At 72.7% G+C, this 25,788-nt stretch carries 18 protein-coding genes; 7 read left to right on the plus strand and 11 right to left on the minus strand.

What is annotated here, in order from left to right; translation table 11 throughout:
• Nucleotides 1–15: 15 nt before the first annotated feature.
• Nucleotides 16–1,188 (minus strand): inorganic phosphate transporter, encoded by a 1,173-nt coding sequence (locus AB0P06_RS03465; protein ID WP_363604741.1) that lies wholly within the window; start codon nucleotides 1,186–1,188, stop codon nucleotides 16–18.
• Nucleotides 1,189–1,523: 335 nt separating this feature from the next.
• On the opposite strand from AB0P06_RS03465, the gene AB0P06_RS03470 reads away from it, so the two are divergent.
• Complete coding sequence (locus AB0P06_RS03470) at nucleotides 1,524–3,143, plus strand: NlpC/P60 family protein (protein ID WP_363604743.1); 1,620 nt, start codon at nucleotides 1,524–1,526, stop codon at nucleotides 3,141–3,143.
• 45 nt (nucleotides 3,144–3,188) lie between these two features.
• On the opposite strand, the gene AB0P06_RS03475 is transcribed toward AB0P06_RS03470, so the two are convergent.
• The 3 genes from AB0P06_RS03475 to AB0P06_RS03485 form a co-directional block, all read right to left on the minus strand.
• Nucleotides 3,189–5,474, minus strand: coding sequence for an FdhF/YdeP family oxidoreductase (locus tag AB0P06_RS03475; RefSeq protein WP_363604745.1), 2,286 nt, complete (start codon nucleotides 5,472–5,474; stop codon nucleotides 3,189–3,191).
• Between the two features lie 153 nt (nucleotides 5,475–5,627).
• The gene (locus AB0P06_RS03480; protein WP_363604747.1) at nucleotides 5,628–7,541 is read right to left on the minus strand and encodes an FAD/NAD(P)-binding protein; all 1,914 of its coding nucleotides are present in this window, start codon (nucleotides 7,539–7,541) and stop codon (nucleotides 5,628–5,630) included.
• On the minus strand, nucleotides 7,538–8,602 hold the full coding sequence (locus AB0P06_RS03485; RefSeq protein WP_363604748.1) for an amino acid ABC transporter permease: 1,065 nt from the start codon (nucleotides 8,600–8,602) through the stop codon (nucleotides 7,538–7,540). The genes AB0P06_RS03480 and AB0P06_RS03485 overlap by 4 nt, the downstream gene beginning before the upstream one ends.
• Before the next feature lie 759 nt (nucleotides 8,603–9,361).
• Between AB0P06_RS03485 and AB0P06_RS03490 the strand changes: the two genes are divergently transcribed.
• From AB0P06_RS03490 to AB0P06_RS03515, 6 genes are all read left to right on the plus strand, one after another.
• Nucleotides 9,362–9,883 carry a GNAT family N-acetyltransferase gene (locus tag AB0P06_RS03490; protein WP_363604749.1) on the plus strand — a complete coding sequence of 174 codons (522 nt, stop codon included), beginning with the start codon at nucleotides 9,362–9,364 and terminating at the stop codon, nucleotides 9,881–9,883.
• Nucleotides 9,880–10,827 carry an ABC transporter substrate-binding protein gene (locus AB0P06_RS03495; RefSeq protein ID WP_363604750.1) on the plus strand — a complete coding sequence of 316 codons (948 nt, stop codon included), beginning with the start codon at nucleotides 9,880–9,882 and terminating at the stop codon, nucleotides 10,825–10,827. Before AB0P06_RS03490 ends, AB0P06_RS03495 begins: the two co-directional genes overlap by 4 nt.
• Nucleotides 10,828–10,882: 55 nt before the next feature.
• On the plus strand, nucleotides 10,883–11,917 hold the full coding sequence (locus AB0P06_RS03500) for an amino acid ABC transporter permease (RefSeq protein WP_363604752.1): 1,035 nt from the start codon (nucleotides 10,883–10,885) through the stop codon (nucleotides 11,915–11,917).
• A complete protein-coding gene (locus tag AB0P06_RS03505; protein ID WP_363604753.1) occupies nucleotides 11,914–12,690 on the plus strand; it encodes an amino acid ABC transporter ATP-binding protein in 777 nt (258 codons plus the stop codon). Before AB0P06_RS03500 ends, AB0P06_RS03505 begins: the two co-directional genes overlap by 4 nt.
• 51 nt (nucleotides 12,691–12,741) lie before the next feature.
• Nucleotides 12,742–13,728 (plus strand): ABC transporter substrate-binding protein, encoded by a 987-nt coding sequence (locus AB0P06_RS03510; RefSeq protein WP_363604755.1) that lies wholly within the window; start codon nucleotides 12,742–12,744, stop codon nucleotides 13,726–13,728.
• 95 nt (nucleotides 13,729–13,823) lie between these two features.
• The gene (locus tag AB0P06_RS03515; RefSeq protein ID WP_363604756.1) at nucleotides 13,824–15,062 is read left to right on the plus strand and encodes a serine/threonine-protein kinase; all 1,239 of its coding nucleotides are present in this window, start codon (nucleotides 13,824–13,826) and stop codon (nucleotides 15,060–15,062) included.
• On the opposite strand, the gene AB0P06_RS03520 is transcribed toward AB0P06_RS03515, so the two are convergent.
• The 7 genes from AB0P06_RS03520 to AB0P06_RS03550 form a co-directional block, all read right to left on the minus strand.
• Nucleotides 15,018–15,170, minus strand: a complete 153-nt coding sequence (locus AB0P06_RS03520; protein ID WP_363604757.1) for a hypothetical protein — start codon at nucleotides 15,168–15,170, stop codon at nucleotides 15,018–15,020. The genes AB0P06_RS03515 and AB0P06_RS03520 overlap by 45 nt on opposite strands.
• A gap of 337 nt (nucleotides 15,171–15,507) precedes the next feature.
• Entirely contained in the window at nucleotides 15,508–18,147 is a 2,640-nt protein-coding gene (locus AB0P06_RS03525; protein ID WP_363604759.1) for a PKD domain-containing protein, read from the minus strand.
• 97 nt (nucleotides 18,148–18,244) lie between these two features.
• Nucleotides 18,245–20,899, minus strand: coding sequence for a PKD domain-containing protein (locus AB0P06_RS03530; RefSeq protein ID WP_363604761.1), 2,655 nt, complete (start codon nucleotides 20,897–20,899; stop codon nucleotides 18,245–18,247).
• A gap of 97 nt (nucleotides 20,900–20,996) precedes the next feature.
• Entirely contained in the window at nucleotides 20,997–23,666 is a 2,670-nt protein-coding gene (locus tag AB0P06_RS03535) for a PKD domain-containing protein (RefSeq protein WP_363604763.1), read from the minus strand.
• Between the two features lie 385 nt (nucleotides 23,667–24,051).
• Entirely contained in the window at nucleotides 24,052–24,786 is a 735-nt protein-coding gene (locus AB0P06_RS03540; protein ID WP_363604764.1) for a TetR/AcrR family transcriptional regulator, read from the minus strand.
• A gap of 137 nt (nucleotides 24,787–24,923) precedes the next feature.
• On the minus strand, nucleotides 24,924–25,247 hold the full coding sequence (locus AB0P06_RS03545; protein WP_363604765.1) for an antibiotic biosynthesis monooxygenase: 324 nt from the start codon (nucleotides 25,245–25,247) through the stop codon (nucleotides 24,924–24,926).
• A gap of 51 nt (nucleotides 25,248–25,298) precedes the next feature.
• Complete coding sequence (locus tag AB0P06_RS03550) at nucleotides 25,299–25,784, minus strand: hypothetical protein (protein WP_363604767.1); 486 nt, start codon at nucleotides 25,782–25,784, stop codon at nucleotides 25,299–25,301.
• Between the last annotated feature and the right edge of the window lie 4 nt (nucleotides 25,785–25,788).

The raw sequence follows: 25,788 nt of genomic DNA on the forward strand, positions 1-25,788 counted from the left end.
CTCAGCCTGCGGCGCTCAGGCCGCGACCGTGGTCGAGGCGGGGGTGGGGGTGACGGGCGCGGGGGCCGGGGCGACCTCGACCGGGGTGATGTCGTTGACGTTGTCCGCGCCGACCGGCTGGCGGCGCGAGATGAGCCACATCGCGCCCGAGCCGGCCACCAGGGCGGCACCGGCCACGACCACGCCCCAGGTGCCCTGCTCGACCAGGAAGGCCGCGCCGCCCGCCACCGCGGCGGCCGCGGGCAGGGTCAGGCCCCAGGTGTAGACCATGCGGCGGACCAGGCTCCAGCGCAGCTCGCCCTTCGGGCCGCCGAGGCCGGCGCCCATGATGCCGCCCGAGCAGACCTGGGTGGTGGAGAGGCCGAAGCCCATGTGCGAGGAGGTCAGGATGACGGTCGCGGCGGCCGACTCGGAGGCGAAGCCCTGCGGCGCCTGGATGTCCGCCAGCCCCTTGCCCATCGAGCGGATGATCCGCCAGCCGCCCATGTAGGTGCCGAGTGCGATGGCCGCACCGGCCGAGATGATCACCCAGGTGGGGGGCAGCGCGCCCTTGGGCAGGGCGCCGACCGAGACCAGCGTCAGGGTGATGATGCCCATCGTCTTCTGGGCGTCGTTGGTGCCGTGCGCCAGCGAGATCAGCGAGGAGGAGAACATCTGGCCGGTCTTGAAGCCCTTGGTGACGGTCTTGCCGTCGCTCTTGCGGGTGATCGCGTACGCCAGCTTGGTGGCGCCCCACGAGGCCAGGCCCGCGACCAGCGGGGAGGCGATCGCCGGGATCAGGATCTTGCTGAGCACGGTGTCGAAGTTGACCCCGTTGACGCCGACGCCGACCACGGTGGCGCCGATCAGGCCGCCGTAGAGCGCGTGCGAGGAACTGGACGGCAGACCTCTCAGCCAGGTGAGCAGGTTCCACAGGATCGCGCCGACCAGCGCGGCGAAGATGATCTCGGGATGGATGCCGGCCTTCTCGTTGACGATGCCGCCGGAGATGGTGGTGGCGACCTTCACGGAGAGGAACGCGCCCGCGAAGTTGAGGACGGCCGCGATGGTGACTGCGACCTTCGGGCGGAGGGCTCCCGTGGCGATGGAGGTGGCCATCGCGTTGGCGGTGTCGTGGAAGCCGTTGGTGAAGTCGAAGGCGAGTGCCGTGATGATCACAACGGCTACCAGGAACGAGATGTGTTCCATACCCAAACAATCGTCGTAGTTGTCGCACGGACGTTGGTGTCGGTCGCGACGGTAGGGACGCTTGGTAAACGGAAGGTGAACTGGGTCGGGAATCGTGGTTCCGTGAGTGTCCCACGGGTTTCCAGCGCCTTGCCGCAGGGTGTCCCTGCCCGTGCTGAGCTGGACATTAGTGGAGAAAGTCCTGGTTCGCTCCGGTTTGCTGAGACCTGTCTCACAGATGAACGGAGAATTCATCAGCCGGTCCTGGTGCGGCCTGTTTCCGGCGAGTAACCCATGGCAGGATCGGCGGGGTCCGGGGACCCCGGACGTCGGGCAGGGGCGGGGAGGACGAACCCATGGGCGGGGCTGCACAACGCACGGAGTCGACGGGCGTACGACCGTGGGTGCGGGCCGCCCTGCGCTGCGGAGCCGTGCTCGCGGCCGCCGCGCTCGCCCTGCCACTGGCCACCCAGGCCGCGTACGCCGCCCCCGACCCGGGCGGCCCGGGCGTCGGCGCCCCGGTCACCGTCCCCGGTACCGACCCGCTGGCCGACGCCAAGGCCACCCTCGGCCCGCTGCTCGACCAGCTGCACGAGCTGTACAAGGGCGCCGAGGCGGCCACCGAGCAGTACAACGCCTCCGTCGCCAGGGTCGCCGAGCAGCAGGCCGCGCTCGCCGACCTCCAGGGCCGGCTGGAGCGCCAGCAGAAGCAGGTGGACGCCGGCACCGACGTGGCCGCCCAGCTCGCCGCCGCCCAGTACCGCAACGGCGCCGCCTCCGCCTACGCCGAACTGCTGCTCTCCAAGGACCCGTACGAGGCGGTCACCATCGCCGAGCTGCTCGCCACCGCCAGCCGCTCGCAGTCCGACTTCCTGGACCGGCTCAAGTCCGACCGCGACGCGCTCACCGGGCTGCGGAAGCAGAACGAGGACGCGCTCAAGGACTCCCAGGCGCTGGCCGCCCAGCAGGACGCCGCCAAGGCCAAGGTCGCCACCGACCTGACCGCCGTCGAGCAACTGGTCTCCTCGCTGACCGGCGCCCAGCGCGCCGAGCTGGAGAAGCTGGAGAAGGCCAAGGCCGACGAGGCCCAGCTGGCCTTCCTCGCCTCCGGCGTGCTCGGCAAGGGCGAGCGCACCCCCTCGCTGGCCGGCCGAGCCGCCATCACGTACGCGCTGGCGCAGCTCAACAAGCCGTACGTGTGGGGCGGCGCCGGGCCGGACGTCTTCGACTGCTCGGGCCTCACCTCGCAGGCCTGGCTGCACGCCGGGCGGCCGATCCCGCGCACCAGCCAGGAGCAGTGGGCCCAGCTCCAGCACATCCCGCTGAACCAGATGCGCCCCGGCGACCTGGTCATCTACTTCGAGGGCGCCACCCACGTCGCGATGTACATCGGCGGCGGGCTGGTCGTCCAGGCGCCCCGGCCCGGCGCCGTCATCAAGGTGTCGCCGATCGGCTCGATGCCGATCCTCGGTGCCGTCCGACCGGACCCGGAGACCGCCTCGGACGAGCAGGGCGGCGCCTGGAAGGTGCCGGACCTCCCGGCCGGCTGGGACTCGGTGACCCCGATCGCCCCGAGCCCGGCCAACCAGGTCCCGGCCACGCCCGGCACCCCGGCGCCGGGCACGCCCGCTCCGGGGACGCCGGCCCCCGGCACTCCGGCGCCCGGCACGACGCCGACCGACCCGGCGACGCCGGGCCAGCCGTCCACGCCCACCGGCACCCCGACCGGGACGCCCACCACGACGCCGACCGGCACCCCGACGGGTACGCCCACCGGCACCCCGAGCACCGGCACCCCGACCGGGACGCCCACCGATTCGCCGACCGACACTCCCACCGGCACCCCGACGGGGACGACGCCGTCCGGCACGGGGACCCAGGCGCCCACGGGCACCGGCTCGCCGTCCGGCAAGGGGTCGTCGGCCGCGTCCGCCACGGCCGGCGCCACCGGCACCCTGCCGGCCAACCAGAACTGACCGGCCCGCCCGTGGCCCGGGGCTCAGGCCCCGGGCCCGGCGGGCTCAGCGGGCGCCGCTGTCCGGCTCGAAGCGGATCACCACGGCCTTCGAGGTCGGGGTGTTGCTGATGTCGGCGGTGGAGTCCAGCGGCACCAGCACATTGGTCTCCGGGTAGTACGCGGCCGCGCCGCCCCGGGCCACCGGGTAGTGGACCACCTTGAAGTGCGGGGCGCGGCGCTCCACGCCGTCCTTCCACTCGCCGACCAGGTCGACGTACCCGCCCTCGGGCAGGCCGAGTTCGGCGGCGTCGGCGGGGTTCACCAGGACCACCCGGCGGCCGCCGGTGATGCCGCGGTAGCGGTCGTCCAGACCGTAGATCGTGGTGTTGTACTGGTCGTGCGAGCGCAGTGTCTGGAGCAGCAGCCGGCCGGCCGGCACCTCGGGCGCGGTGAGCGGGTTGACGCTGAAGTTGGCCCGGCCGGTCGCGGTCGGGAAGGTCCGGGAGTCGCGTGGGCCGTGCGGCAGGGTGAAGCCGCCGGGCCGGCGGACCAGGTCGTTGAAGTTCTCGAAGCCCGGCACCACCCGGGCGATCCGGTCCCGCAGGGTGTCGTAGTCGGCGGCGAAGTCCTCCCACGGCACGCTGTCCTGCGGCCCGAGCACGACGCGGGCCAGCCGGCAGACGATCGCCACCTCGGAGAGCAGGCCCGGCGCGGGCGGGCGCAGGCCGCCGCGCGAGGAGTGCACCTGGCCCATCGAGTCCTCGACGCTGACGAACTGGGCGCCCCTGGCCGTGATGTCCCGGTCGGTGCGGCCGAGGGTGGGCAGGATCAGCGCCCTGGCGCCGGTCACCACGTGCGAGCGGTTGAGCTTGGTGGAGACGTGCACGGTCAGCCGACAGCGGCGCATCGCCGCCTCGGTGACCTCGGTGTCCGGGGTGGCCGCGACGAAGTTGCCGCCCATCGCGAAGAACACCTTCACCCGGCCGTCGCGCATCGCGCGGATGGTGTCCACCGAGTCGTGGCCGTGCGCGCGCGGCGGCTCGAAGCCGAACTCCTTGCCGAGCGCGTCCAGGAAGGCGGCGGACGGCCGCTCGAAGATGCCCATCGTCCGGTCGCCCTGAACATTGCTGTGCCCGCGGACCGGGCAGACCCCGGCGCCGGGCCGGCCGACGTTGCCGCGCAGCAGCAGGAAGTTGACCACCTCGCGGATGGTCGGCACGGCGTGCTTGTGCTGGGTGAGGCCCATCGCCCAGCAGACGATGACCTTCCGGGAGGCCAGCACCAGCCGGCCCAGCTCCTCGATCTGCTCCCAGGGCAGGCCGGTGGCGGCCAGCACCTCGGCGCGGTCGGTGGTCCGGGCCTCGGCGGCGAACTCCTCGAAGCCGTGGCAGTGCTCCTCGACGAACGCCCGGTCGACGCCGCCGTCCGCCTCCAGGATCAGCTGGTTGAGGGCGCGGAACAGGGCGAGGTCGCCGCCGAGCCGGATCTGCAGGAAGAGGTCGGTCAGCTTGGTGCCGTGGCCGACCAGGCCGCGGGCGTGCTGCGGGTTCTTGAACCGTTCGAGGCCGGCCTCGGGCAGCGGGTTGACGCTGACGACGGTCGCGCCGGCGCGCTTGGCCCGCTCCAGGGCGGAGAGCATCCGGGGGTGGTTGGTGCCCGGGTTCTGGCCGGCCACGATGATCAGGTCGGCCTGGTAGAGGTCCTTCAGACTGACGCTGCCCTTGCCGATGCCGAGCGTCTCGGTGAGCGCCGAACCGGACGACTCGTGGCACATGTTGGAGCAGTCCGGCAGGTTGTTGGTGCCGAGGCGGCGGGCGAGCAGCTGGTAGGCGAAGGCGGCCTCGTTGCTGGTCCGGCCGGAGGTGTAGAAGGCGGCGCCGTTCGGGGTGTCCAGGGCGCGCAGCTCCTCGGCGACGATCCCGATGGCGTCGTCCCAGGAGACCGGGACGTAGTGGGTGGCGCCCTCGTCGAGCAGCATCGGCCGGGTGAGCCGGCCCTGCTGGCCGAGCCAGTAGCCGGAGCGCCCGGCGAGTTCGGCCACCGGGTGGGCGGCGAAGAACTCGGCGGTTATCCGCCGCTCGGTGGCCTCCTCGGCGACGGCCTTGGCGCCGTTCTCGCAGAACTCGGCGGTGTGCGTCCTGCCGGGCTCCGGCCAGGCGCAGCCGGGGCAGTCGAAGCCGTCCGGCTGGTTGACCTTGCGCAGGGTGGCGAGGGTTCGGCGGGTGCCCATCTGCTCGGCGGCCATCCGCAGACTGTGGCCGACCGCGGGTAGCCCGGCCGCCGCGTGGTGGGGCGCCGACACCTGGGGGGCGTCCTGCGCGGGATCGCTCTGCGGGGCCTGCTTGGCCATGACCGCTCTCCTCCGGCTCGTCCGGGCCGCGCGCCGGTGCGGGCCCGCGCCCCATCCTTCCACCCGGCGGGTGGCCGGGGGCAGGGCCGGGCGCGGGCCCGGTACGGGCTTCGGCGGCGGCGCCGCTCCCCGGCGGCCCGGCTCCCCGGCGGCTCAGGCGGCCAGGGCGGCTGCCTGGGTCCCGGCGAGGGCGCGGAGCAGGGTGCGGGCGGCGGCGTCGTTCTGGCGGAAGCCGGGGGAGTCGGTGCGCGGGCGGGCGAAGGCGGCGGCCGCGCGGAGGCTGGTGTGCGGACCGAGGGCGGTGCGGCGCGGGTGCGGGGCGCCGTCCAGGGCCGGGTCCAGGACGCGGCTGTCACCGGGGGCGATGGTGAGCAGCCCGGAGCGGTGGGTGTACTCCTCGTCCGCGACCACCTCCTCGACGATCCGCCCGGCATGGTGCAGCCCGGCCAGCAGCGGGTCGCGGGTACGGGCCAGGGCGTGCCTGGGCAGGTACGCCTCGACCAGGGCGGTGGCGGTGACGGTGTGGCCGGGCACGGTGGCGCCGGAGGCCCGCCAGGTGCCGGTGGTCTCGTCCCGCTCCACCCGGACGCCCGCGCCGAGGAAGCGGACCACGCCCGCCTCGGAGAGCGCGAGCAACTGGCGCAGCCGGAAGCCGGGCGGGCCGGAGACGAGGTAGCTGAAGTAGCCGAAGAACCACTCGTCCACCTCCTCGCCGACCGAGCGGGCGGTGAGCCGGCCGGAGGCGAGGATGCGGGGCACCTGCCCGAAGAGCGAGAGCAGGGCGAGGAAGGCGCCGAGGTCGGTGCTGTGGGCGGGGTCGGCGCGGCGGTCGGCGTCGGCGGTGATGTAGTCGCGCAGGTGCCGCTGGAGCTCCTCGGCCGAGCCGAGTTCGAGGCCGGCCAGCGGGAAGTCCAGCCGTTCGAAGTCCAGCCGGTCGGCCGGGTCGGGGACGGCCGCGGCGACCAGCTCGCCGAGCTCGGGGGAGTACCAGTCGTGCCGGTCGTACCCGGCCAGGAACTCCGGCCAGGGCAGCGCGGTGCGTTCGGGGTGGGCGTGGAACAGCTCGTGGTAGTGGCCGAAGCCGATGTCCTTGGCCATCAACGGCCAGAAGTCGCGCCGTAGTTCGAGCGGGCCGGGGCGGGCGAGGACGGTGTCCACGGCGGTGGCGTCGAAGTAGCGGGGGAGCGGGGCGGGCGGGCCCTGGAGGCGGTAGCCGGTCTTGGAGTGGTACGGCACGCCGCGCCGGGAGCCGACGTGGATCACCGGCTCGCGGCCGGAGGGGCGGTAGGCCAGGCCGTCGGCGGTCTCCTCGAAACGGCCGCCGCGGCCCTCGGTGAGCAGGGCGACGAGGTCGACGAAGGCCAGGCCGAAACCGCGCAGGACGAGCCGTTCGCCGGGTGCGATGCCGGAGAGGTCGGCGTCGGCGGAGAAGGCGGGCGGGAGGTGGAAGCGGCCGTGCCGGGCGGCGAAGTCGGCGTCGGCGGCGTACCGGGGGTGTGGCGCGGAGTCGAGGTGGCCGAGGGTGAGCACGACCTGGTCGGCGGTGAGCACCCGGTCGCCGAGGTGGACCAGTTGCGGCCCGTCGCCGGGGCCCTCGATCCGGCGGACGGTGTCCCGGTGCACGGTGACGGTGACCTGCGGCGGCAGGTCGGCCACGGCGCGCCGGAACACCCAGTCCAGATAGGCGCTCTGGGCCCGGCGGGTGGGGAAGTCGGTGGGCGCGAGGGTGCGCAGCTCGGCCCGGACGCCGGGGTCGGGTATCTCCTGGTAGGGCGCGAACTCCTCGCTGCGGGCGGCCCATTCGGCGAGCGAGGGGCCGGGGCGGACCGGCCCCTCGATGGTGGACTTCTCGTCGGTGAACATCGTGACGTCCTCGGCCATCGAGTTCATCCGCAGCAGCGGGGACTGGTCGTAGCGCCAGATCCGGCCGCCGCCGGGCGGGTGGGGGTCGACCAGGTGGATGTGCAACGGCCGCCGGGCGGGCAGCAGTTCGGCCGCGTTGGCGGCGATCCGCTCCAGCAGCCCGGTGCCCCGTGGCCCGGCGCCGACGATCACCAGGGTGTTCACCGGGCCTCCCCGGCGGCCCGGCCGGCGACGGCAGCGGCGTCGGTGGCATCGGCATCGGCATCGGCGTCGGCGGCGGTGCGCAGCCGGCGGTAGGCGGCGCGGGCCCGCTGCAGCGGGGTGGGCGGCAGGCCCTCGCGGGTGGCGCCCTTGGCGTAGTGGCGCTCGACGTAGTACTGGCCGATGGAGAGAACGGTGGTGATCACGATGTACCAGATGGTGGCGACCAGCAGCATCGGGATGACCTGGTAGCTCTGCAGATAGACCAGCTGCACCGAGTACAGCAGGTCGGAGACGGCCAGCACGCTGATGATGCTGGTGCCCTTGAGCGCGCCGATCAGCATGTTGCCCGCGGTCGGCACGATCGAGCGCATCGCCTGGGGGACGACGATCCGGCGCAGCACCCGCCAACGGCTCAGCCCGAGCGCGGAGGCGGCCTCCAGCTGGCCGCGGTCGACCGAGAGGATGCCGCCGCGCACCACCTCGGCGCCGTACGCGGCCTCCAGCAGGGTGAGGCCGATCACGGCGGTGAGGGTGGGGCCGATCAGGTTGACGGTCTTGACGGTGACGAACTCCGGGCCGAACGGGATGCCGAGGCCGAGGGTCGGGTAGAGCGCGCCGATGTTGAAGAAGAGGAGCAGCTGCACCAGGGGCGGGGTGGAGCGGAAGATCCAGATGTAGACCCAGCTGAGTGTGCGCAGCACCGGGTTGGTGGAGAGGCGCATGGTGGCGAGCAGGGTGCCGAGGACGAAGCCGAGGGTGAGGGTGACGGCGGTCAGCCAGAGGGTGAGGGTGAGGCCGTTCAGGACGGAGGTGGCGGTGAACCAGTCGGCCACCACGTCCCACTGGAAGGCGTCGTTGCGGATCGCCGAGCTGACGGCCATCGCGAACAGCAGCAGGGCGACGGCGGCGGAGACCCACTGCCCGGGGCGGCGGCGGGCGACGATCCGGGCCTCGGCGGGGCCGGTGGCGGGACCGGTGGCGGGGTCGGCGGCGGGGTCGGCGGTGGGTCCGGTGCTCTTGCGGAGGGCGGGTGCGGGGAGGACGTCCTGCGGGGTGGCCATGAGGAGGACTCCAGGCTGGAGGTGCGGGCAGGCGGGGAGGTACGGGTGTGGTCACGTACTGCCGTCGCACCGGCCCGCGTCCCTCAACGCGGCCGGCACTGCACTGCACTCCGCTGTGATCGTACGCATGCTCGATCGGCGCGTGTCAAGGGCGGGATGACAGGGTCGCGGGGCGACAGGAGATCGCAACAGAGCGGTAATGGAGGGTGGTTGACGTACCGCATCGGCGGCTGTTCAACTTGGGGCCATGTACGCCGAGCAGCCCCTGGTCACCCGCGACCACATCGACTTCGGTCGGGTGTGGTCCGCGGCGTGTCGCGGCTGACCCGGCAGCGGGCCGCCCAGCCGGCCCTGCTCTCCTCTCGGAGACCCCTCCCTCGGTGCCCCGACGCGGGCCGGGAAGCCGTCCACCGCTGACGGCTGATCAGGCGCACGCTGCCGCCTTCCGCTTCGCCCTCCTCCCCACTGCGCTCCGGCAGTTCCCCGGTCACCGATTCCGCCACCGTCGCCTGCACCTTCACCCCTTCACCGTCGCCGCCGCGCAGCCGTGTTCCGCGCCTCGCGTGCCGCGTCCGGCTCCGCCATGGCCTGCTCCGGCCCCGGCCCACCCGCGGTCCACCGGATGTCCGCACAACCCGAAAGGTCAGTCACCATGCCCGACAAGCTCCAGATCCCGCTGGTCCACCGGCCGAACGCGTCCTGCGCCGCGAAGGCGGCCCGGGCCGAGCGCGACCGCCACCAGCTGATCGCGGTGCAGGCGTGAGCCGTACCGGCCTGGCCGTCGAGGTCCGCCGGGTCACCATCGACGACCCGCTGGTCGAGCCGCTGCTGCGCGAACTCACCCACGAGTACGTCAGCCGGTACGGAGCGGACGCCCACCAGGAGATGACCCGCTACCCGAAGGACGCCTTCGCGGAGCCGGCCGGCGTCCTGCTGCTCCTGCTGGAGGACGGCGAGCCGGTGGCGGGGGGCGCGTACAAGCGGTACGACCAGCGGACCGCCGAGCTGAAGCGGATGTGGACGCACTCCGCACACCGCCGCCGGGGCCTGGCGCGCAGGGTCCTGACGGAGCTGGAACGGGCCGCCGAGGCGGCCGGCTACACCCGTATTTACCTCACCACCGGGCCACGCCAGCCGGAGGCCAAGGGCCTCTACCTGGCGACCGGCTACACCCCGCTCTTCGACGTCACGGCCGACCCGCTGACCATCGGCCCGCTGCCGTTCGAGAAGCACCTGCCCGGCCGCACCGTCCGAACCCCCGAAAGGCACCGACTCCCGTGAGAACCACCATCGTCCGCCGCCTGTACGCGGCCACCGCCCTGCTGCCGGTCCTGGCGCTGGCCGCGTGCGGCTCGGACCCGAAGATCGCCGCCCGGCCGGGTGGCGGCGGCGAGGCGCTCGCCGCCGCCACGCAGGACATCGTCTCCGGGATCGCCAGGTCGGACGCCGCCGCCGCACTGCTGCCGGAGGACGTCCGCACCTCCGGCACGGTGAAGTTCGGGTCCTCGTTCGGCACCCCGCCCGGCGCGTTCTACGCCGACCAGGCCACCAAGAAGGCGGCCGGGATCGACATCGACTTCACCGACGCGGTGGCCAGGGTGCTCGGCCTGACCGTGCAGCGCGAGGAGGCCGCGTTCGAGACCATCCTGCCCGCCCTCGGCAGCGGCAAGTTCGACGTCGGCACCGGCAACTTCGGCGTCACCACGGCCCGGCTGAAGACCATCGACTTCGTCACCTACATCGACGACGGCCAGGGCTTCGCGGTCAAGAAGGACAACACCACCATTCAGCCGGTCACCGACCTGCTCCAGCTCTGCGGCCTGACCATCGGCACCGGTGCCGGCACCACCTTCGAGACCACGCTCAACAGCAGGAAGAACGTCTGCACCGACGCGGGCAGGAAGCCGTACGAGGTGAAGGCGTTCAGTGACACCGGCGCCGCGCTGACCAGCCTCCAGCAGGGCCGGGTGGACATCTCGATGTCCACCATCAACGGCCTGCGCTACCAGGCCGCGCAGGAGGCGTCCGGGACGAGGTTCCTCGGTGAGTTCCACCGTCTGGACGTCGGCTTCGCCTTCAAGAAGGGCTCCACGCTCACCCCCGCGTTCCAGGCGGCCGTCAACCAGCTGATCAAGGACGGGACGTACGAGCGGATCCTCGCGAAGTGGGGAGTCGCCGACTCGGCCATCAAGGAGTCCCTGATCAGCCCGCCCGAGCACGCGTGATCCCCTGTCCGGGCTTCGGGCCCCCCTGCGTCAGGTCTCCTGGAGGAATCCCACCATGACCGTCACCACCGCGACCGGCCCCCTGGTCAAACCGGCGGCCAGACCGGCCGCCGCCCTCGACCTGGGTGAGCTGGCCGGGCTCCGGACCGTCCCCGCCTGGCACCCCTGGCGCTGGGCGGCCGGCCTCGCCGCGCTCGTCGTCCTGGCCCAGTTCGCCCACGGGCTGGCCACCAACCCGGGCTGGGACTGGGCCACCTTCCGGCTCTTCTTCTCCGCCGACACCATCCTGCGGGCCGTCGGCCGCACCCTCGAACTCACCTTCTACGGCACCGTGCTGGGCTTTCTGCTGGGCGCCGTGGTGGCCGCGATGCGGCTGTCCCGCAGCGCGGTCCTGCAGTCCATCGCCTGGGCCTACGTCTGGGCGTTCCGGTCCATCCCGCTCATCGTCCAGCTGGTCTTCTGGTTCAACCTGTCCTATCTCTACAAGCGGTTCGGCGTCGGCATCCCGTTCGGCCCGACCTTCGCGGACTTCGAGACGGTCGGCGTGCTCGGCGCGATCGGCGCCGCCGTGCTCGGCCTCGGCCTGCACCAGGCCGCGTTCGCCGCCGAGATCATCCGCGGCGGCATCATCTCCGTCGACGCCGGCCAGCGCGAGGCCGCCGCCGCGCTCGGCGTCCCGCGCTGGCGCCAGGCCTGGCGGATCGTGCTCCCCCAGGCGATGCGCGGCATCCTGCCGGCCGCCGCCAACGAGGTGATCTCGCTCTTCAAGGGCACCTCGGTGGTCTATGTGATGGCCATCGGCGAGCTCTTCTACCAGGTGCAGGTCGTCTACGGCCGCACCGGCCGGGTGGTGCCGCTGCTGATGGTCGCCACCGTCTGGTACGTGCTGCTGACCACCGTGCTGTCGATCGGCCAGTACTACGTCGAGCGCTACTTCGCCCGGGGCGCCGAGCGCACCCCGCCGCCCACCCCGCTGCGGCGGGCCCTGGCCTTCGTCCGGGGCCTCCGGACCGGCCGCGGTCCCGCTGGTGCCGCTGCCCGTGCCCCCGCTCGTGCCACCGCCGACAAGGCCCCCGGAGGACGCTCATGACCACGCTCGCCGCCGAACCCATGGTGCAGGTCAGGGGCCTGCACAAGAGCTTCGGGCAGCTCGCCGTGCTGCGCGGCGTCGACCTCGACGTCCCGGCCGGCTCGGTGACGGTGGTGCTCGGTCCGTCCGGCTCCGGCAAGTCCACCCTGCTGCGCGCGATCAACCACCTGGAGAAGCTGGACCGGGGCTTCGTCGCCATCGACGGCGAGCTGATCGGCTACCGCCGGTCCGGCGACCGGCTGCACGAGCTCAAGGAGCGCGAGGTGCTGCGCCAGCGCACCAACATCGGCTTCGTCTTCCAGAACTTCAACCTGTTCCCGCACCTCACCGTGGTGGAGAACATCATCGAGGCGCCGGTCAGCGCGCTGCGCCGACGGAAGGCCGAGGCCCGGGCGGCCGCGCTGGACCTGCTCGGCCGGGTCGGCCTCGCGGACAAGGCGGACGCCTACCCCCGGCAGCTCTCCGGCGGGCAGCAGCAGCGGGTGGCGATCGCCCGCGCGCTGGCCCTGGAACCCAAGGTGCTGCTCTTCGACGAGCCCACCTCGGCGCTCGACCCGGAGCTGGTCGGTGAGGTGCTGGACGTCATCAAGGGCCTGGCCGGGAGCGGCACCACGATGATCGTGGTCACCCATGAGATCGGCTTCGCCCGCGAGGTCGCCGACACCGTCGTCTTCATGGACGGCGGCGTGGTGGTCGAGCAGGGCCCGCCGGGTGCCGTCCTGGACGACCCGCAGCACGAGCGCACCCGCGCCTTCCTCGCCAAGGTCCTCTGACCCCGGCTCGCGCCGTCCCCGAAACCCCTTCACCCGTCAAGGAGTTCCGCCATGTCCCTGCCCCGCCGTGCCCTCGTGACCGCCGTCGCGGCCGCCGCCGCCCTCACCCTGGCCGCCTGCGGCGGCTCCTCGGACGCCACGGCGGAACTCGCGCCCGCCAAGGGCAGCACCGCGCCCAACGGCATCACGGTCAATCTGACGCCCAATCAGAACCGCGTCACCACACCGAAGGTCGACGCCATCGCGGCACTGGTCCCGGAGGAGATCAGAAAGAGAGGGACGCTGACGGTCGTCGACTCGCTCGGCACCACACCGCCGCTGGACTTCTACGCCAACGACGACAGGACCATCATCGGCGTCGAGCCGGACATCGCCTCCCTGATCGCCAACGTCCTGGGCCTGAAGGCGGAGTTCAACCCGGTCTCCTGGGAGAACATCTTCGTCGGCCTGGACAGCGGCAAGTACGACGTCGGCTTCTCCAACATCACCGTCACCGAGGCCCGCAAGGAGAAGTACGACTTCGCCACCTACCGGCTGGACATCCTCGGCTTCGAGGCCAGGAAGGGCAGCGGCTGGAAGATCACCGGGCCCAAGGACATCGCCGGCCGGACCATCGCCGTCTCCTCCGGCACCAACCAGGAGAAGCTGCTGGTCTCCTGGAACGAGGAGAACGTGAAGAACGGCCTCAAGCCGGCCGACATCAAGTACTACCAGAACTCCTCCGACTACTACCTCGCGCTCTCCTCCGGCCGGATCGACATCTACGTCGGCCCCAACCCCAGCGCCTCGTTCCACGCCGTCCAGACCGGCGAGACCGAGATCATCGGCACCTACTCGGGCGGCGGCGCCAATGTGGTCGGCAAGATCGCGGCGACCACCAGGAAGGACAACGGGCTGGTCAAGGCGGTCAACGAGGCGCTGAACGAGGTCATCGGGAACGGCAGCTACGGCCAGGTGCTCAAGCGCTGGGGCCTGGACAACGAGGCCGTCCCGACCTCCGAACTGAACCCGGAGGGCCTGCCCAAGCCGAAGCCGTGAGCCGTTCACCCCGATGTCTTCCCCCACCGCTATGGTGGCCCCGGTCGCGGTGAACACCGTTCGGATCCATCGGACTTGGCGGACTGGGGGAAGGCATGAGGGCGGGGGAGGTGCTGGACGGCCGCTACCGGCTGGACCGGGAGCTCGGCCGGGGCGGATTCGGCGTGGTCTGGGCGGCCCACGACACCAGACTCGGCCGTCCGGTCGCGGTCAAGGTCCTCTCCGAGGAGAACGCGAGCGACCAGGAGGCGGTCGACCGCTTCATCCTGGAGGCCAGGACCGTCGGCAGCCTTTCCAACCCGCACATCGTCACCCTGCACGACTACGGCCGGGTGCAGGACGGCGCCTGGTCCACCCACTACCTGGTGATGGAGCTGGTCCGCGGCCGGCCGCTGTCCGCCGTGCTCAAGGAGGGCATCCCCGACCCGGCGCTCTCGCTGCGCTGGATCCGCCAGGTCTGCAAGGCCCTGGACGCCGCGCACCGCTCGGGCGTGGTGCACCGGGACATCAAGCCCGAGAACATCATGATCTCCGAGGCCGGCGAGGCCAAGGTGCTGGACTTCGGCATCGCCCGGCTGCTCAGCCAGTCCGTCGGCCTCACCTCCACCGGCAACGTCATCGGCACCGTGCCCTACCTGGCGCCCGAGTGCTGGGCCGGCGCCCCGCTCGACGGCCGGGCCGACCTCTACGCGCTCGGCATCGTGCTCTTCCAGCTCTGCACCGGCCGGCGCCCGTTCAACGCCGGGACGGCCGCCGCGATGATGTACCAGCACCTGAACGACGTCCCGCCGCCGGTCCGCACCACCGACCCGGCGCTGGCCGCCCTGGTGCGCCAGTTGCTCGCCAAGGACCCGGCCGACCGGCCCGCCGACGCCGCCGAGGTCCGGCGCCGGCTGCGGGACGTCCGGCCCGGCCTGCTCGGACCGGACGACCCCAGCCCCGAACAGCTGCGCCGCCGGGCCGACCAGGCCTGGCAGCGCGGCGCGGACGGCGCCCCGGAGGAGGCCGTCCGGATGCTGGAGGCGCTGATCCCCGACCTCGCCCGGATCTGCGGCCCCACCGACCTGCGCACCCTGCGGACCTGCCACGACCTGGCCCTCTGGCAGGCCCGCGGCGGCAGTCCCGGCGCCGCCGTCGCCCTGCTGCGCGAACTGGTCCCGGCGCTGGCCGGCGAGCCGGACGCCCGCGCCGACGCCCTGCGCGACCTGGACCACTGGCAGCGCGAACGGGACCGTGTCGGCCGGGGGGAGGCGCGCCCGGGGGAGACGCGGCCGGGGGAGGCGCGGCCGCTACCGCTCCAGCGGCTGCTCGGCGGCGGCCCGCAGGGCGGCTGACGCACCGGCCGTGATCGGGTCGCCGTGCCCGAACACCGCCGTCTCCACCGGCAGCGCCGCCAGGCGGCGGAGGGAGCCGGCGGCCCGCGCCGGATCGGTGTTGAACACCCCGCACATGGTCCGGCCCCCGGGTCGAGGTCCACCTCGCCCGCACCCCCCACCACATCGGGGTGATCCTCGACGGCCGCCGCGGACCCGGCGATACCGGTGTCGACCAGGGTCAGCCCGTCCTCGTCCCGCCAGAGGCAGGCCGTCCCGAACTCCAGGGTGATCATGGACAACTCGGGTCGTACGCGGGTGATCTCCATGTCCCGATCCTGCGCGCCGGACTCCCCGCCCACAACGGCTGTCCGCCCTGGGCGTGCGGCGAGGAAGCCGGAAACGGGGGCGGCCCGTCTCCCCGCCGGGCAGGTGGGGAGACGGGCCGCCCGCGCGGCGGGCCCGGTCAGCCGGTGCCGGCCGCCGCGAGCACTCGCGCGTAGGCGCCGGTCGAGTTCCAGCCGCTCCAGCGGCCGACGTTGTAGTCGCCGGCCGCGTCATGGACGATGCCGCCGCTCAGCCCGTACAGCCGCAGGGTGTTGCCGGTCGATGCCGCGGCCAGCTGCTGGATCGAACCGCCCAGGCCGATCACGGACGAGACGTTGGCCCACGCGCTCCAGCGCCCGACCGCGTAGTCGGCGGTGATCTGATGCACGCTGCCGCCGCTCAGCGCGAGGACGTGGAACCGGGAACCCGTGGTGGCGGCCGCGAGCTGGGTCACCGTCCCGGGTGCGCCGAAGAGCCGGGTGATGTCGTCGGCCCACCAGGTGCCCCGGTCGTAGTTGCCGTCGGCCGCGTAGATGTGTCCGTCGGTGCCGAGCGCCGCGAGGTGCAGGGCGTTGCCGAGCGTGGACGCGGCCACCTGCTTGATCCCGGTGCCCAGCCCGAGGGCGCCGGTGATGTCGCCCCACCGGCTCCAGCGGCCCTTGTCGAAGTCCGCGACGGCCTCGTAGAGCCGGCCGTCGGCCACGGCGACCACGTGAAGCTGGTTGCCGATCGCGGTGGCGGCCACATCGGTGACCGTGCCGAGCGGGCCGGCCGCGCCGGCTGCCTCGATGTCGTACCAGTAGACCCAGTTGGACTCGACCAGACGGCGGTCGGCGATGTAGATCCGGCCGCCCTCCACCTTGAGGGCGTGGACCTGGTCGTTGGCGGTGTACGCGGTGGCGACCGGTGGGAGGCTCCCGTAGCGGCTGGGAAGGGTCTCACTGATCTGGTCCCAGACCTTCTGGGTGTAGTTGACACCCGGGGTCATGAGGAAGTCGACGCCGTTGCCGTACACGAGCTGTACCCGTTCACCGGACATCCGGAGCTTGACGTCCGGGGTGTAGTCCACGTCGAGCGTCCGTGCGGCGCTCGACGTGCGCCCGCCCACGTCGGTGGCGGTCATGGTGACGGTGTACCGGCCCGGGCGGCGGTAGCTGTGCCGCGTTTCGCTGTCGAGGGTGCCGTCGCCCCAGTCGACGCGCCGGTCCACGATCCGCCACGGGCTGGTCAGCTGCTGGTCGAAGGTGTATGTGAGGATGCCGCCGAGCGGCCTCAGCGTGAAGTCGACGGTGAGCGGGCCGGCCGGTCGTACGGAGAGGGGGTTCTGGCGCGGGGGGCTGGGCCGCGCCGCGCCCACCTCGTCGATCGCGGTGACGACGGGCAGGAATTCGCCGGCCCGCTCGTAGACGTGGGTGGCGGTCGGCTCGGTGGTCACCACCGGCGGGGTGCCGTCGCCGAAGTCGAACGAGTAACTGAGCTTGGTCGGCCACTGGTTCGTCACCGTCGCGACGGCCTTGACGCTGAAGGGCGTCGGCCCCTGCATGACCGGGTAGGCCGTCCCGATGACGTCCAGGGTCACCTTCCGCAGGCCGGTCCGCTCATAGGCGCCCCGGTCGCGGAAGGTGCCGCGCGGCCCGCCGTTCGGGACGTTGGGGTTGTCCACGGCGGCCTGGCCGAGCAGGTCGGTGGGCAGGAGGCCGGGCGCGTCCGGGTCCGCGTTGTCGAACGCCGCGGTGTTCGCCTCGGTCAGCTCGTAGTCCTCGGTGCGGAGGTAGACGGGTAGCAGATCGAGGTCCTGGGCGCCCTGCCGGGTGGCCGCGGTGAAGGCGGCGGGGGACGGGTACTCGGTGCCGGCCCAGCTGTAGGCGGCGCCGCCCGGCGACGGGTGGACGGTGTTGTAGTCCGCGACGGTGCCCGGTGCGGACTCGGCCGCGACGGAGAGCTGTACGCCGCCGCGGGCCGGGGCGCCTTCGGCGCAGCCGCCCGATCCGGCGTCCGCGCTGTCGACGGCGGCCAGGATGTTGTTCCGGACCGAGACACCGGTGGACGCGCCCGCCACGGCGACGCCCGGGCCGCAGGGCGCCACGACGGTGTTGCTGGTCACGGCCAGGCCGGCCGCGCCGGTCGCCGAGACCGCGCCGCGCGTCGAACGATGGAAGGCGTTCGTGGAAACGACGGTGTCCCGCGCGCCGGGAGCGACCACGACCCCGCTGCTCCCCTGGAAGCGGTTGCGTCCCACGGTCACCTGCCGGCTGTCACCGGAGATCTGGACACTGGCGGTGCTGTCGCCGAGCCCCCTGAAGTCATTGCGCTCGACGACGATATTGCTGGAGTTCGTGACCGCGACGGCGCGATCGTAGTCGTAGAAGGAGAAGTTCCTGATCACCACGTCGTGCACGCCGGTCAGGGTGAACACGTCGGAGGAGTTGGCGCCCGGGACGATCGAGGTCCGGTCGCTGTCCATCCACCGCAGCGTGGGGTCGTCCCCCTCGATGACGATCGGCTTGTCCGGCGTGCCGGACCGCGTGACGCGCACACTCTCGGTGTTTCTGACGAAGCGGTCCACGTGGATGGTCTGCCCGGGTTCCACGATCTTCGCGGCGGCGGAGATGCTGCAGAACGGCCGGTCGGGGGTGCCGGGGCCGGTCTCGGAGCACTGGGACCGACTGGCCATGACGTACAGCGTGGTGGGGGCCTCGGCCGCGATGGCGGGTGCGGGGAGGCCCAGGACGGCGACGGCGGCGGCGGCCGTCAGACCGAGGGTACGGCGTAGTGGCAAGGTTCGGCTCTCTCGGGACTGGTCGGTGTGAAGGGGCGAAAGGAGCCCGGGGCCGCCGTTCGGCGGCGGGCCCCGGGCTCCGTCAAGGGGTGACCGGTCAGCCGGTGCCGGCCGCGGCCAGTACGAAGACCGGGGCCTGCGGGCCGGCGGCGCCGGGGGCGGTGATGTCCGCCCAGCGGGACCAGGCGCCCTTGTCGTAGTCGCCGGCGGCGTCGTAGACGTGTCCGCCGCTGATCGCGTACAGGCGCAGCGAGTTGCCGGTGGAGGTGGCGGCGAGCCGGCTGACGCCGCCGGCGAGGCCGGTGACGGCCGAGACGTTGCCCCAGCCGTTCCAGCTGCCGGTCGTGTAGTTGGCGGCGGCCTGGTAGACGTTGCCGCCGGCCACGGTGAGGACGTGGAACGCGTCGCCGACCATGGTGGCGGCGAGCTGGTTGGCTCCGGCCGGACCGCCGAGGTAGGAGTTCAGGTCACCGGACCACCAGGTGCCCTTGTTGTAGTCGCCGTCGGCGATCCGGACCCGGCCGTCGGCGCCGAGCGCGGCGACGTGCAGGACGTTGCCCGCGAACCCGGCGCCGATCTGGGTGATCTGGCCGGGGAGTCCGGCGGCCGCGGTGACATCGCCCCAGGAGCTCCACCGGCCCGCCGGGTAGTCGGCGACGGCCTGGTACACCCGGCCGTTGGCGGTGAGGACGAGGACGTGGATCCGGTCGCCCGCCTTCGCGGTGGCGACCTGGACGATGTGCTGCTGGCCGACTCCGGCGAGGCTGACCGGCTGCCACTCGCTCCACAGCCGGTCGTAGGCGGACCAGTCGGCGGTCTCCAGGAGGCCGTTGTAGATCTTGAAGGCGTGCAGGCTGCCGTTGGTGGTGTAGGCCTCGGCGAGAGCGGTGGCCGGCCGGTCGGGCTCGGGCCACCGGAGGCGGGAGAAGCCGCTCCACCGGCCCGTGCCGTAGTTGGCGTTGGCGTTGAGCGTCTCGCCGGCGGTCTGGGCGAGGATCCGGATCCGCTGGCCCTGGGTCTCGTCCCACCAGGTGTTGACGGTGGCGTCCAGCACCTCGCTGGTGCCGGCGGTCCGCCCGCCCTCGTCGGTGACGGTCAGGGTCACGGTGTAGCGGCCGGCCCGCGCGTAGGTGTGTTCGACGGAGTAGGGGGAGGCCGGGCTGACCGTGCCGTCGCCGAAGTCGACGGTGAAGCTCTTGACCCGGTACGGCGTGGTGCTGCCCGTGCCGTCGAAGCGGTAGGACAGGTTGCTGCCGATGATGGAGAGCCCGGGCACCAGCGGTCCCGGCGCGTTGACGGTCGCCCCGGTGCCCGAGCGACCGGTGACCTTGCCGCCGAGTCCGTCGGTCACCGTGACGACCGGGCGGTAGGTGCCGACCGCCGTGTAGGTGTGGGTGGCCGAGGGCACGGAGGTCACCACCGGGGCGGTGCCGTCGAGGAAGTCGAACGAGTAGGTCAGCCCGGTGGGCCAGGTGTTCTCGGCCGAGGCCGTCGCCTTGACGGTGAGTGGCGCGGGGCCCTGGGGGCTCGGGAACGCGGAGCCGTTCACGGCCAGGGACACCTGCTTCAGGCCCTGGAGTTCGCGCGCGCCGCGGTCGCGGCCGTTGCTGCCGGGGGCGTTGGGCACGAGCGGGCTGTCGATCGAGGGCCGGCCGGTCAGGTCGGTGGGGAGGATGCCCGGTGCGTCGGGGTCGGCCGAGTCGATGGCGGCCGTGTCGGCGTCGGTCAGTTCGAGCCGGTTGGGCAGGCCGGCGAAGGCGACGTCCTGGTCGACGTCGTGCCCGGCCTGCCCGGTCGCGGCGGCGAAGGCCCCGGGGGACTGGTGACGGGTGTCCCCCCAGCTGTACGCGGCGCCGCCCACCGGGTGGACGAGGTTGTAGTCGATCTTCGTACCGGCGGTCGATCCGGCCCCGACCGCGATCTCGACGTCTCCGGTGCCGCCGGGAACGGTGCCGCACGAGGGCTCCACCTGGCCGCCGGGGCCGGTGTAGCCGATGGCGCCCGTGGCGATGTTGTTCTCGATCACCGCGTTCGGGGACGCGCCGTTGAGCGCGATGCTCGGGCCGCAGACCGCCGCGAGGGTGTTGCTGGTGACGATCAGTCCGGGGGCGTCGGTGGCGGACACCCCGCCGTAGGCGCCGAGGAACTCGTTGGTGGTGACCACGACGTCGTGCGAGCCGGGGTCGACGCCCACCCCGCCCGCGGTCCGGATCCCGTTGCGGCTGACCGTGATGTGGTCGCTCCCGCGGGTCACCCGGACGCTGAGGAACCCGGCCGGGCTCTTGTAGAAGTAGTTCTGGTCGAGGGTCACCTGGTGCGAGTTGGTGACCACCGCCGCGTCCGAGCCGCGGGAGGTGACGTAGAAGCCGCGGACCACCACATCGTGCGCGCCGGAGACGGTGATCGCGGTGGCGTCGCCGTCGATCCGCGGGAGGTGCCAGGGCAGGTCGCCCCAGCGGGTACCGACGAAGGTGATCGGCTTGTCCGGGGTGCCGGACCTGGTCAGCACGACATGCTCGCCGTAGTTCTGGCCGCCCACCTCCACGGTCTGGCCGGGTTCGACGACCTGGGCGGCCTGGAAGATGGTGCAGTACGGCTGGGCCTGGGTGCCGGGACCCTTGTCGGAGCAGTTGGCGCGGGTGTTGTCCACGTAGAGCGTGGTGGGGGGCCCGGCCGCGATGGCGGGTGCGGGGAGGCCCAGGACGGCGACGGCGGTGGCGGCCGTCAGGCCGAGGGCACGGCGTAGTGGCAAGGTTCGGCTCTCTCGGGAATTGCGGGTGTGTAAGGGGGAAAGGAGCCCGGGGCCGCCGTTCGGCGGCGGGCCCCGGGCTCCGTCGAGGGGGGACCGGTCAGCCGGCGCCGGCCACGGTCAGGTTGGCGACGGGCCGCAGCGGACCGGCGGCGCCGGGCGCGGTGACGTCGGCCCACGGGTACCAGACGCCCTTGGTGTAGTCACCGGTGGCGTTGTAGACGTGTCCGCCGCTGATCGCGTACAGGCGCAGCGAGTTGCCGGTGGAGGCGGCGGCGAGGGTGCTGACGCCGCCGGCGAGGCCGGTGACGGCGGAGACGTTGCCCCAGCCGTTCCAGCCGCCGGCCGCGTAGTCGGCGGTGGCCTGGTAGACGCTGCCGCCGGCCAGGGCCAGGATGTGGAACTTGCTGCCGACGGTGGCGGCGGAGAGCTGGGTGATGCCTCCCGGCCGGCCGAGCTGGGCCGGGAGGTCGCCGGACCACCAGGTGCCCTTGTCGTAGTTGCCGTCGGCGACGAGGACGCGGCCCTGGAAGTCGGTCATCGCGATGTGCAGGACGTTGCCGGTGGCGCCGGCCGCGATCTGGGTGATCTGGGTGTTCACGCCCGCCGCGGCGCTGACGTCGGCCCAGCCGCCCCAGCGGCCGGTGTCGTAGTCGGCGGTGTTCTGGTAGACCCGGCCGCTGACGAGGGTGAGCACGTGCAGCTTGTTGCCGATGGCGGCGACCGAGACCTGGCTGACCGGACCGGAGTTGATCGGGTTGCGCTCGGGGACGAGCCAGCCGGTCCACTGGAAGTCGCGGCGGTGCCAGTCCGCGACGGTCAGGCCGCCCCAGAAGACGCGGGCGGTGTGCAGGTCGCCGTTGGCGGTGAAGGCGGAGGCCAGCGAGGCGTTGTTGGAGGCGTTCTGGTCCTCGGTGGAGGGGATGCGGGCCCACGGGTGCCAGACGCCCCTGGTGTGGTTGGCCGAGGCCTCGTTGAGCGGGAGGATGTCCGGGCGGGCGTCCGCGAGGACGCGGACCCGCTCGCCCGAGATCAGGTCCTTCATGTCGTCGGTGTAGTCGACGGTGATCGTCCTGGTGAGGCCGGCGCTGCGGCCGCTTTCGTCGGTCGCCGTCAGCGTGACGTTGTAGCTGCCCGGCCGGGCGTAGGTGTGGCTCCACCCGTAGGGGACGCTGCCGGTGCCGTCGCCCGGGTCGATCGCGTAGCCGTTGACGATCCAGGGGCTGGTGGCACCTCCCGTGAACCTGTACTCCAGGGGCCTGGCCGTCTGCTCGGCGCCGAGGGAGAGAGCCAGCGGCGCGGGCTCCTTGACCGTCGCCATACCGCCCAGGTAGTCGTTGCCGGCGATTTTGGAGCCGGCGCTGTCCTGGACCGTCACCTGGGGGCGGTAGGTGCCGACCGCGGTGTAGGTGTGCTCGACCGTGGGGTCGGTGGTGGTCACCGGCGGGGTGCCGTCGCGGAAGTCGAACACGTAGGTCAGCGTGGTCGGCCAGTTGTTCTGCACCGAGGCGGTCGCCTTGACCACCAGCGGGGCGGCGCCCTGCGGGGTGGGGAAGTTCGCGCCGCGGACGGAGACGGATGCCTGCTGCAGGCCCTGGAGTTCGCGCGCGCCCCGGTCCCGGCCGTTGCCGCCGGGCGTGTTGGGCACCAGCGGGCTGTCGATCGCAGGCCGGCCGGTCAGGTCGGTGGGGAGGATGCCCGGCGCGGCGGGGTCGGCGGAGTCGATCGCCGCGGTGGCGTCGTCGGTCAGCTCCAGCACGGTGGGGAGCCCGGCGGGGGAGAAGGCGATGGACTGGTCGGCGTCGTGCTTCGCCTGCCCGGTCGCGGTGGAGAAGGCCTCCGGGGTCAGGTGGCGGGCGCCGGCCCAGGTGTACCCGACGCTGCTGGGCCTCGGGTGGACGATGTTGTAGTCGACCGTGGTACCCGTGGCCGAGCCGGCGGACACCGCGATCTCGGTGTCCCCCTGACCGCCGGGCACCGAGTCGCAGTTCGGGGTCGAGCCGGCGCCGAGCTGGTGGCCGTAGCCGATGAGGATGTTGTTCTCGACCGAGGCTCCGGCCGAGGTGCCGTTCAGTGCGACGCCCGGACCGCAGGCGGACACGATCGTGTTGTTGGTGACGGCCGACCCGGGGGAGTCGGTGGCCGAGACACCGCTGTAGGGGCCGATGAACTCGTTGGTCGAGACGGTGATGTCATGGGTCCCGGGGTCGGCGCTCACCCCGCCCACGAGCCGGAACTCGTTGCGGCTGACCGTGACATGGTCGCTCTGCCCGGTCACCCGGACGCTCGGCCGGGCGCTGTGGGTGAGGGAGAAGTAGTTCTGGTCGAGGGTGACGTGGTGGGAGCCGGTCACCACCACGGCGTCGGGGGTGCCCAGGTAGAACCCGCGGACCACGACATCGTGGGCGCCCGTGACGGTGAGCGCCGTGTCGCGGGGTGAGAGCTGGGGGAGGTCCCAGGGAGCCGTGCCGTACGGGAGCCCGATGAAGGTGATCGGCTTGTCCGGGGTGCCGGACCTGGTCAGCTTGACGTCCCCGGAGTAGAACCGGCCGCGCACCTCCACGGTCTGCCCCGGTTCGACGACCTGGGCGGCCCTGGTGATGGTGCAGTACGGCTGGGCCTGGGTGCCGGCGCCCGTGTCGGAGCAGGCGGTGGCCGAGGTGTTGTCCACGTAGAGGGTGGTGGCCGGCGCCGCGAGGGCCGGCAGTGGGACGCCCAGGACGACGGTGGCCGCGGCGGCGGTCAGTCCCAGGATGCGTGGTATGCGCACGGTGACTTCTTCTCCGGTGGGCAGGCAGCTCCCCCGCCCCCCCTTGGGGCGCATGGCTGCGGGCCGGGTGTGCACGGACCGGCCAAGTCTGGCAGCGGGTCCGACCGGTCGTCGAGGCAATTGTGAAGATCGTTATGGGGCCCTGATCGAGATGCCCGGGTTGGCCCGGAATGGCTCCGGAGCCGGGTTGTCAGCCGTGCGGGCGGCTCGTTCGCCGCCCCTTCGGCTCGGCGGAAGCGGGAGGAATTCGCCGGGCGGAGCCGTCGGCCACTCCGGCGGGCGCTCAGGTGAAGCTTCTCGGTGTCGGACCGCGGGGCGCCGAGCGCCCGGTCGTGCTCGGCAGAGCCTGAGCACCCCGCCCGGTACCCGGCCCCGGGGGTCGGGGCTACCGAGTGAGAACGGTCCGGAGCCGACCGGTCCGCGGCTCGGCCGGGTCCTCCAGCGCCAGCACGCCGGCCAGCACCTCCGCCGACTGCGGATCGCGCAGCGCCGTCGCCGCGGCCATCGCCACGAACTGGTCCACCAGCCAGTCCCGCAGCTCGGCCACCGGCAGCGTGCGGCCCTCGTCCAGCCAGCTCAGCGACGCGCCCTCGACCACCGAGATCCACGAGCGCACCAGCAGCGTCAGCCGGGGCCCGGCCTCCCGCACCCCGAGGTGGCGCAGCGTCCGCCGGAGCGCCGCCCGCCGCACGTCGTCGACGATCGCCGAGGTCCGCGCCGTCTCCACCACCGAACCGCCGCGCAGCAGCGCCGAGTACCCGGCGTCGTGCTCGGCCACGAAGGTGAAGTAGCTGTCCAGCACGGCCGACAGCTGCTCGGTCGGCGTCCCGGCCGGCGGCACGGTGAACCGGCTGGTCAGCTCCTCCGCCGCGCTGCGCAGCGCGGCCTCGTACAACTGCTGCTTGCCGCCCGCGAAGTAGCGGTACACCAGCGGCCGCGACGCCCCCGCCGCCTCCGCGACATCGTCCAGGCTGACCTCCTCCGGCGGTCGCGAGGCGAACAGCTCCAGGGCCACCGAGATCAGCTGCTCCCGCCGCTGCTGCACCGGCAGCCTCCGGTACCCGCTACGACGCGGGCGGCCGTCGGAAACGGGCGGCGAGGGCGCTGGGCTGGCTTCCATGGCGGCCAGCGTAATGGGCCCCGCTCCGATCCGTTCCCGGCCTGCACCCCACTTCCGGAACGAACACCGCCGCCACCCTCGCCTGCCCCGTACAGGAAGTCGGCCCCACCGACTTCCTGTGCGGGGCTGTCCCTTCGTCAGCAGACGGCTTCGCCGGACGTGCCCTTGCCCGCGACCTCGTTCAGGAAGGTGACATCGAACGACGCGAGGTGCTGGGCCCGTTCCTCCAGGAACCGGCGGACGTGAGGCTGCCGTTCGTGCTGCTCGAACGCCTCGCGATCCGCGTACAGCTCGTAGAAGACCCGGACGTTCGGCTCGTCCGGCACGGTGTGGCAGGCGTAGACGAGAGTGCCGGGCTCCAGCGCGCGGATCGCCTCCAGGGTCTCCGCGGTCAGCTCGTCGAAGGCGCGAGCCGCTGCCGCGTCACGAGCGGTGAAACGCACGACAAGACCAAACCTCATGGCCACAGCTCCTTCATCGGACCTGCCTCAGTGTCGCCTGGCCTTGGCCCGTCAGCCTTTCCGGGCTGCTCCTTCAGGCCACACGATCTCGACGGGCAGTCCGGCGGCGCGGGCTGCGGCGACGGTGTCCGCAGTACCGCCACGGGCGGCGCTGGGTCGGCCGTCCCAGACGGCTACCAGCAGGTCTGCGCGGCGAAGGAGTTCGTGGTTGGCGGCCTCGTAAGCGGCGCGGTTGGCTTCGGGGAAGGGCATCACAGTGACTTCGGTGGCCGCGTGGCGGAGTTGGTCGAACTGCTCGGCGAACTCGGGTTTCACCTTGGCGGTGCGGTAGTCGGCGGAGGGGATGACGGCCACGAGCCGTCCTCGGCGGGCGAGGACGGCTTCGGCGAACAGGGAGTCGGCGCCCTTGGCGAGGCAGGAAACGCCGGTGAGCTGACCATCGGTGTGTCGGCCGAGCAGTTCCAGAAGCGCGTCGCGGACCAGCTGGGTGCTCTCCTCGGTCAGGTCCATGTGCCCAGTCACTGAGATGACGGTCATGCCG

This window comes from Kitasatospora sp. NPDC088351, assembly GCF_040685575.1.
Taxonomy (GTDB): Bacteria; Actinomycetota; Actinomycetes; order Streptomycetales; family Streptomycetaceae; genus Kitasatospora.

What these genes read in the sequence shown, in the direction of transcription:
- AB0P06_RS03465 (WP_363604741.1), bottom strand. Translation starts at nt 1,188, where the DNA reads ATGGAACACATCTCGTTCCTGGTAGCCGTTGTGATCATCACGGCACTC.
- AB0P06_RS03470 (WP_363604743.1), top strand. Translation starts at nt 1,524, where the DNA reads ATGGGCGGGGCTGCACAACGCACGGAGTCGACGGGCGTACGACCGTGG.
- AB0P06_RS03475 (WP_363604745.1), bottom strand. Translation starts at nt 5,474, where the DNA reads ATGGCCAAGCAGGCCCCGCAGAGCGATCCCGCGCAGGACGCCCCCCAG.
- AB0P06_RS03485 (WP_363604748.1), bottom strand. Translation starts at nt 8,602, where the DNA reads ATGGCCACCCCGCAGGACGTCCTCCCCGCACCCGCCCTCCGCAAGAGC.
- AB0P06_RS03500 (WP_363604752.1), top strand. Translation starts at nt 10,883, where the DNA reads ATGACCGTCACCACCGCGACCGGCCCCCTGGTCAAACCGGCGGCCAGA.
- AB0P06_RS03505 (WP_363604753.1), top strand. Translation starts at nt 11,914, where the DNA reads ATGACCACGCTCGCCGCCGAACCCATGGTGCAGGTCAGGGGCCTGCAC.
- AB0P06_RS03510 (WP_363604755.1), top strand. Translation starts at nt 12,742, where the DNA reads ATGTCCCTGCCCCGCCGTGCCCTCGTGACCGCCGTCGCGGCCGCCGCC.
- AB0P06_RS03515 (WP_363604756.1), top strand. Translation starts at nt 13,824, where the DNA reads ATGAGGGCGGGGGAGGTGCTGGACGGCCGCTACCGGCTGGACCGGGAG.
- AB0P06_RS03540 (WP_363604764.1), bottom strand. Translation starts at nt 24,786, where the DNA reads ATGGAAGCCAGCCCAGCGCCCTCGCCGCCCGTTTCCGACGGCCGCCCG.
- AB0P06_RS03545 (WP_363604765.1), bottom strand. Translation starts at nt 25,247, where the DNA reads ATGAGGTTTGGTCTTGTCGTGCGTTTCACCGCTCGTGACGCGGCAGCG.
- AB0P06_RS03550 (WP_363604767.1), bottom strand. Translation starts at nt 25,784, where the DNA reads ATGACCGTCATCTCAGTGACTGGGCACATGGACCTGACCGAGGAGAGC.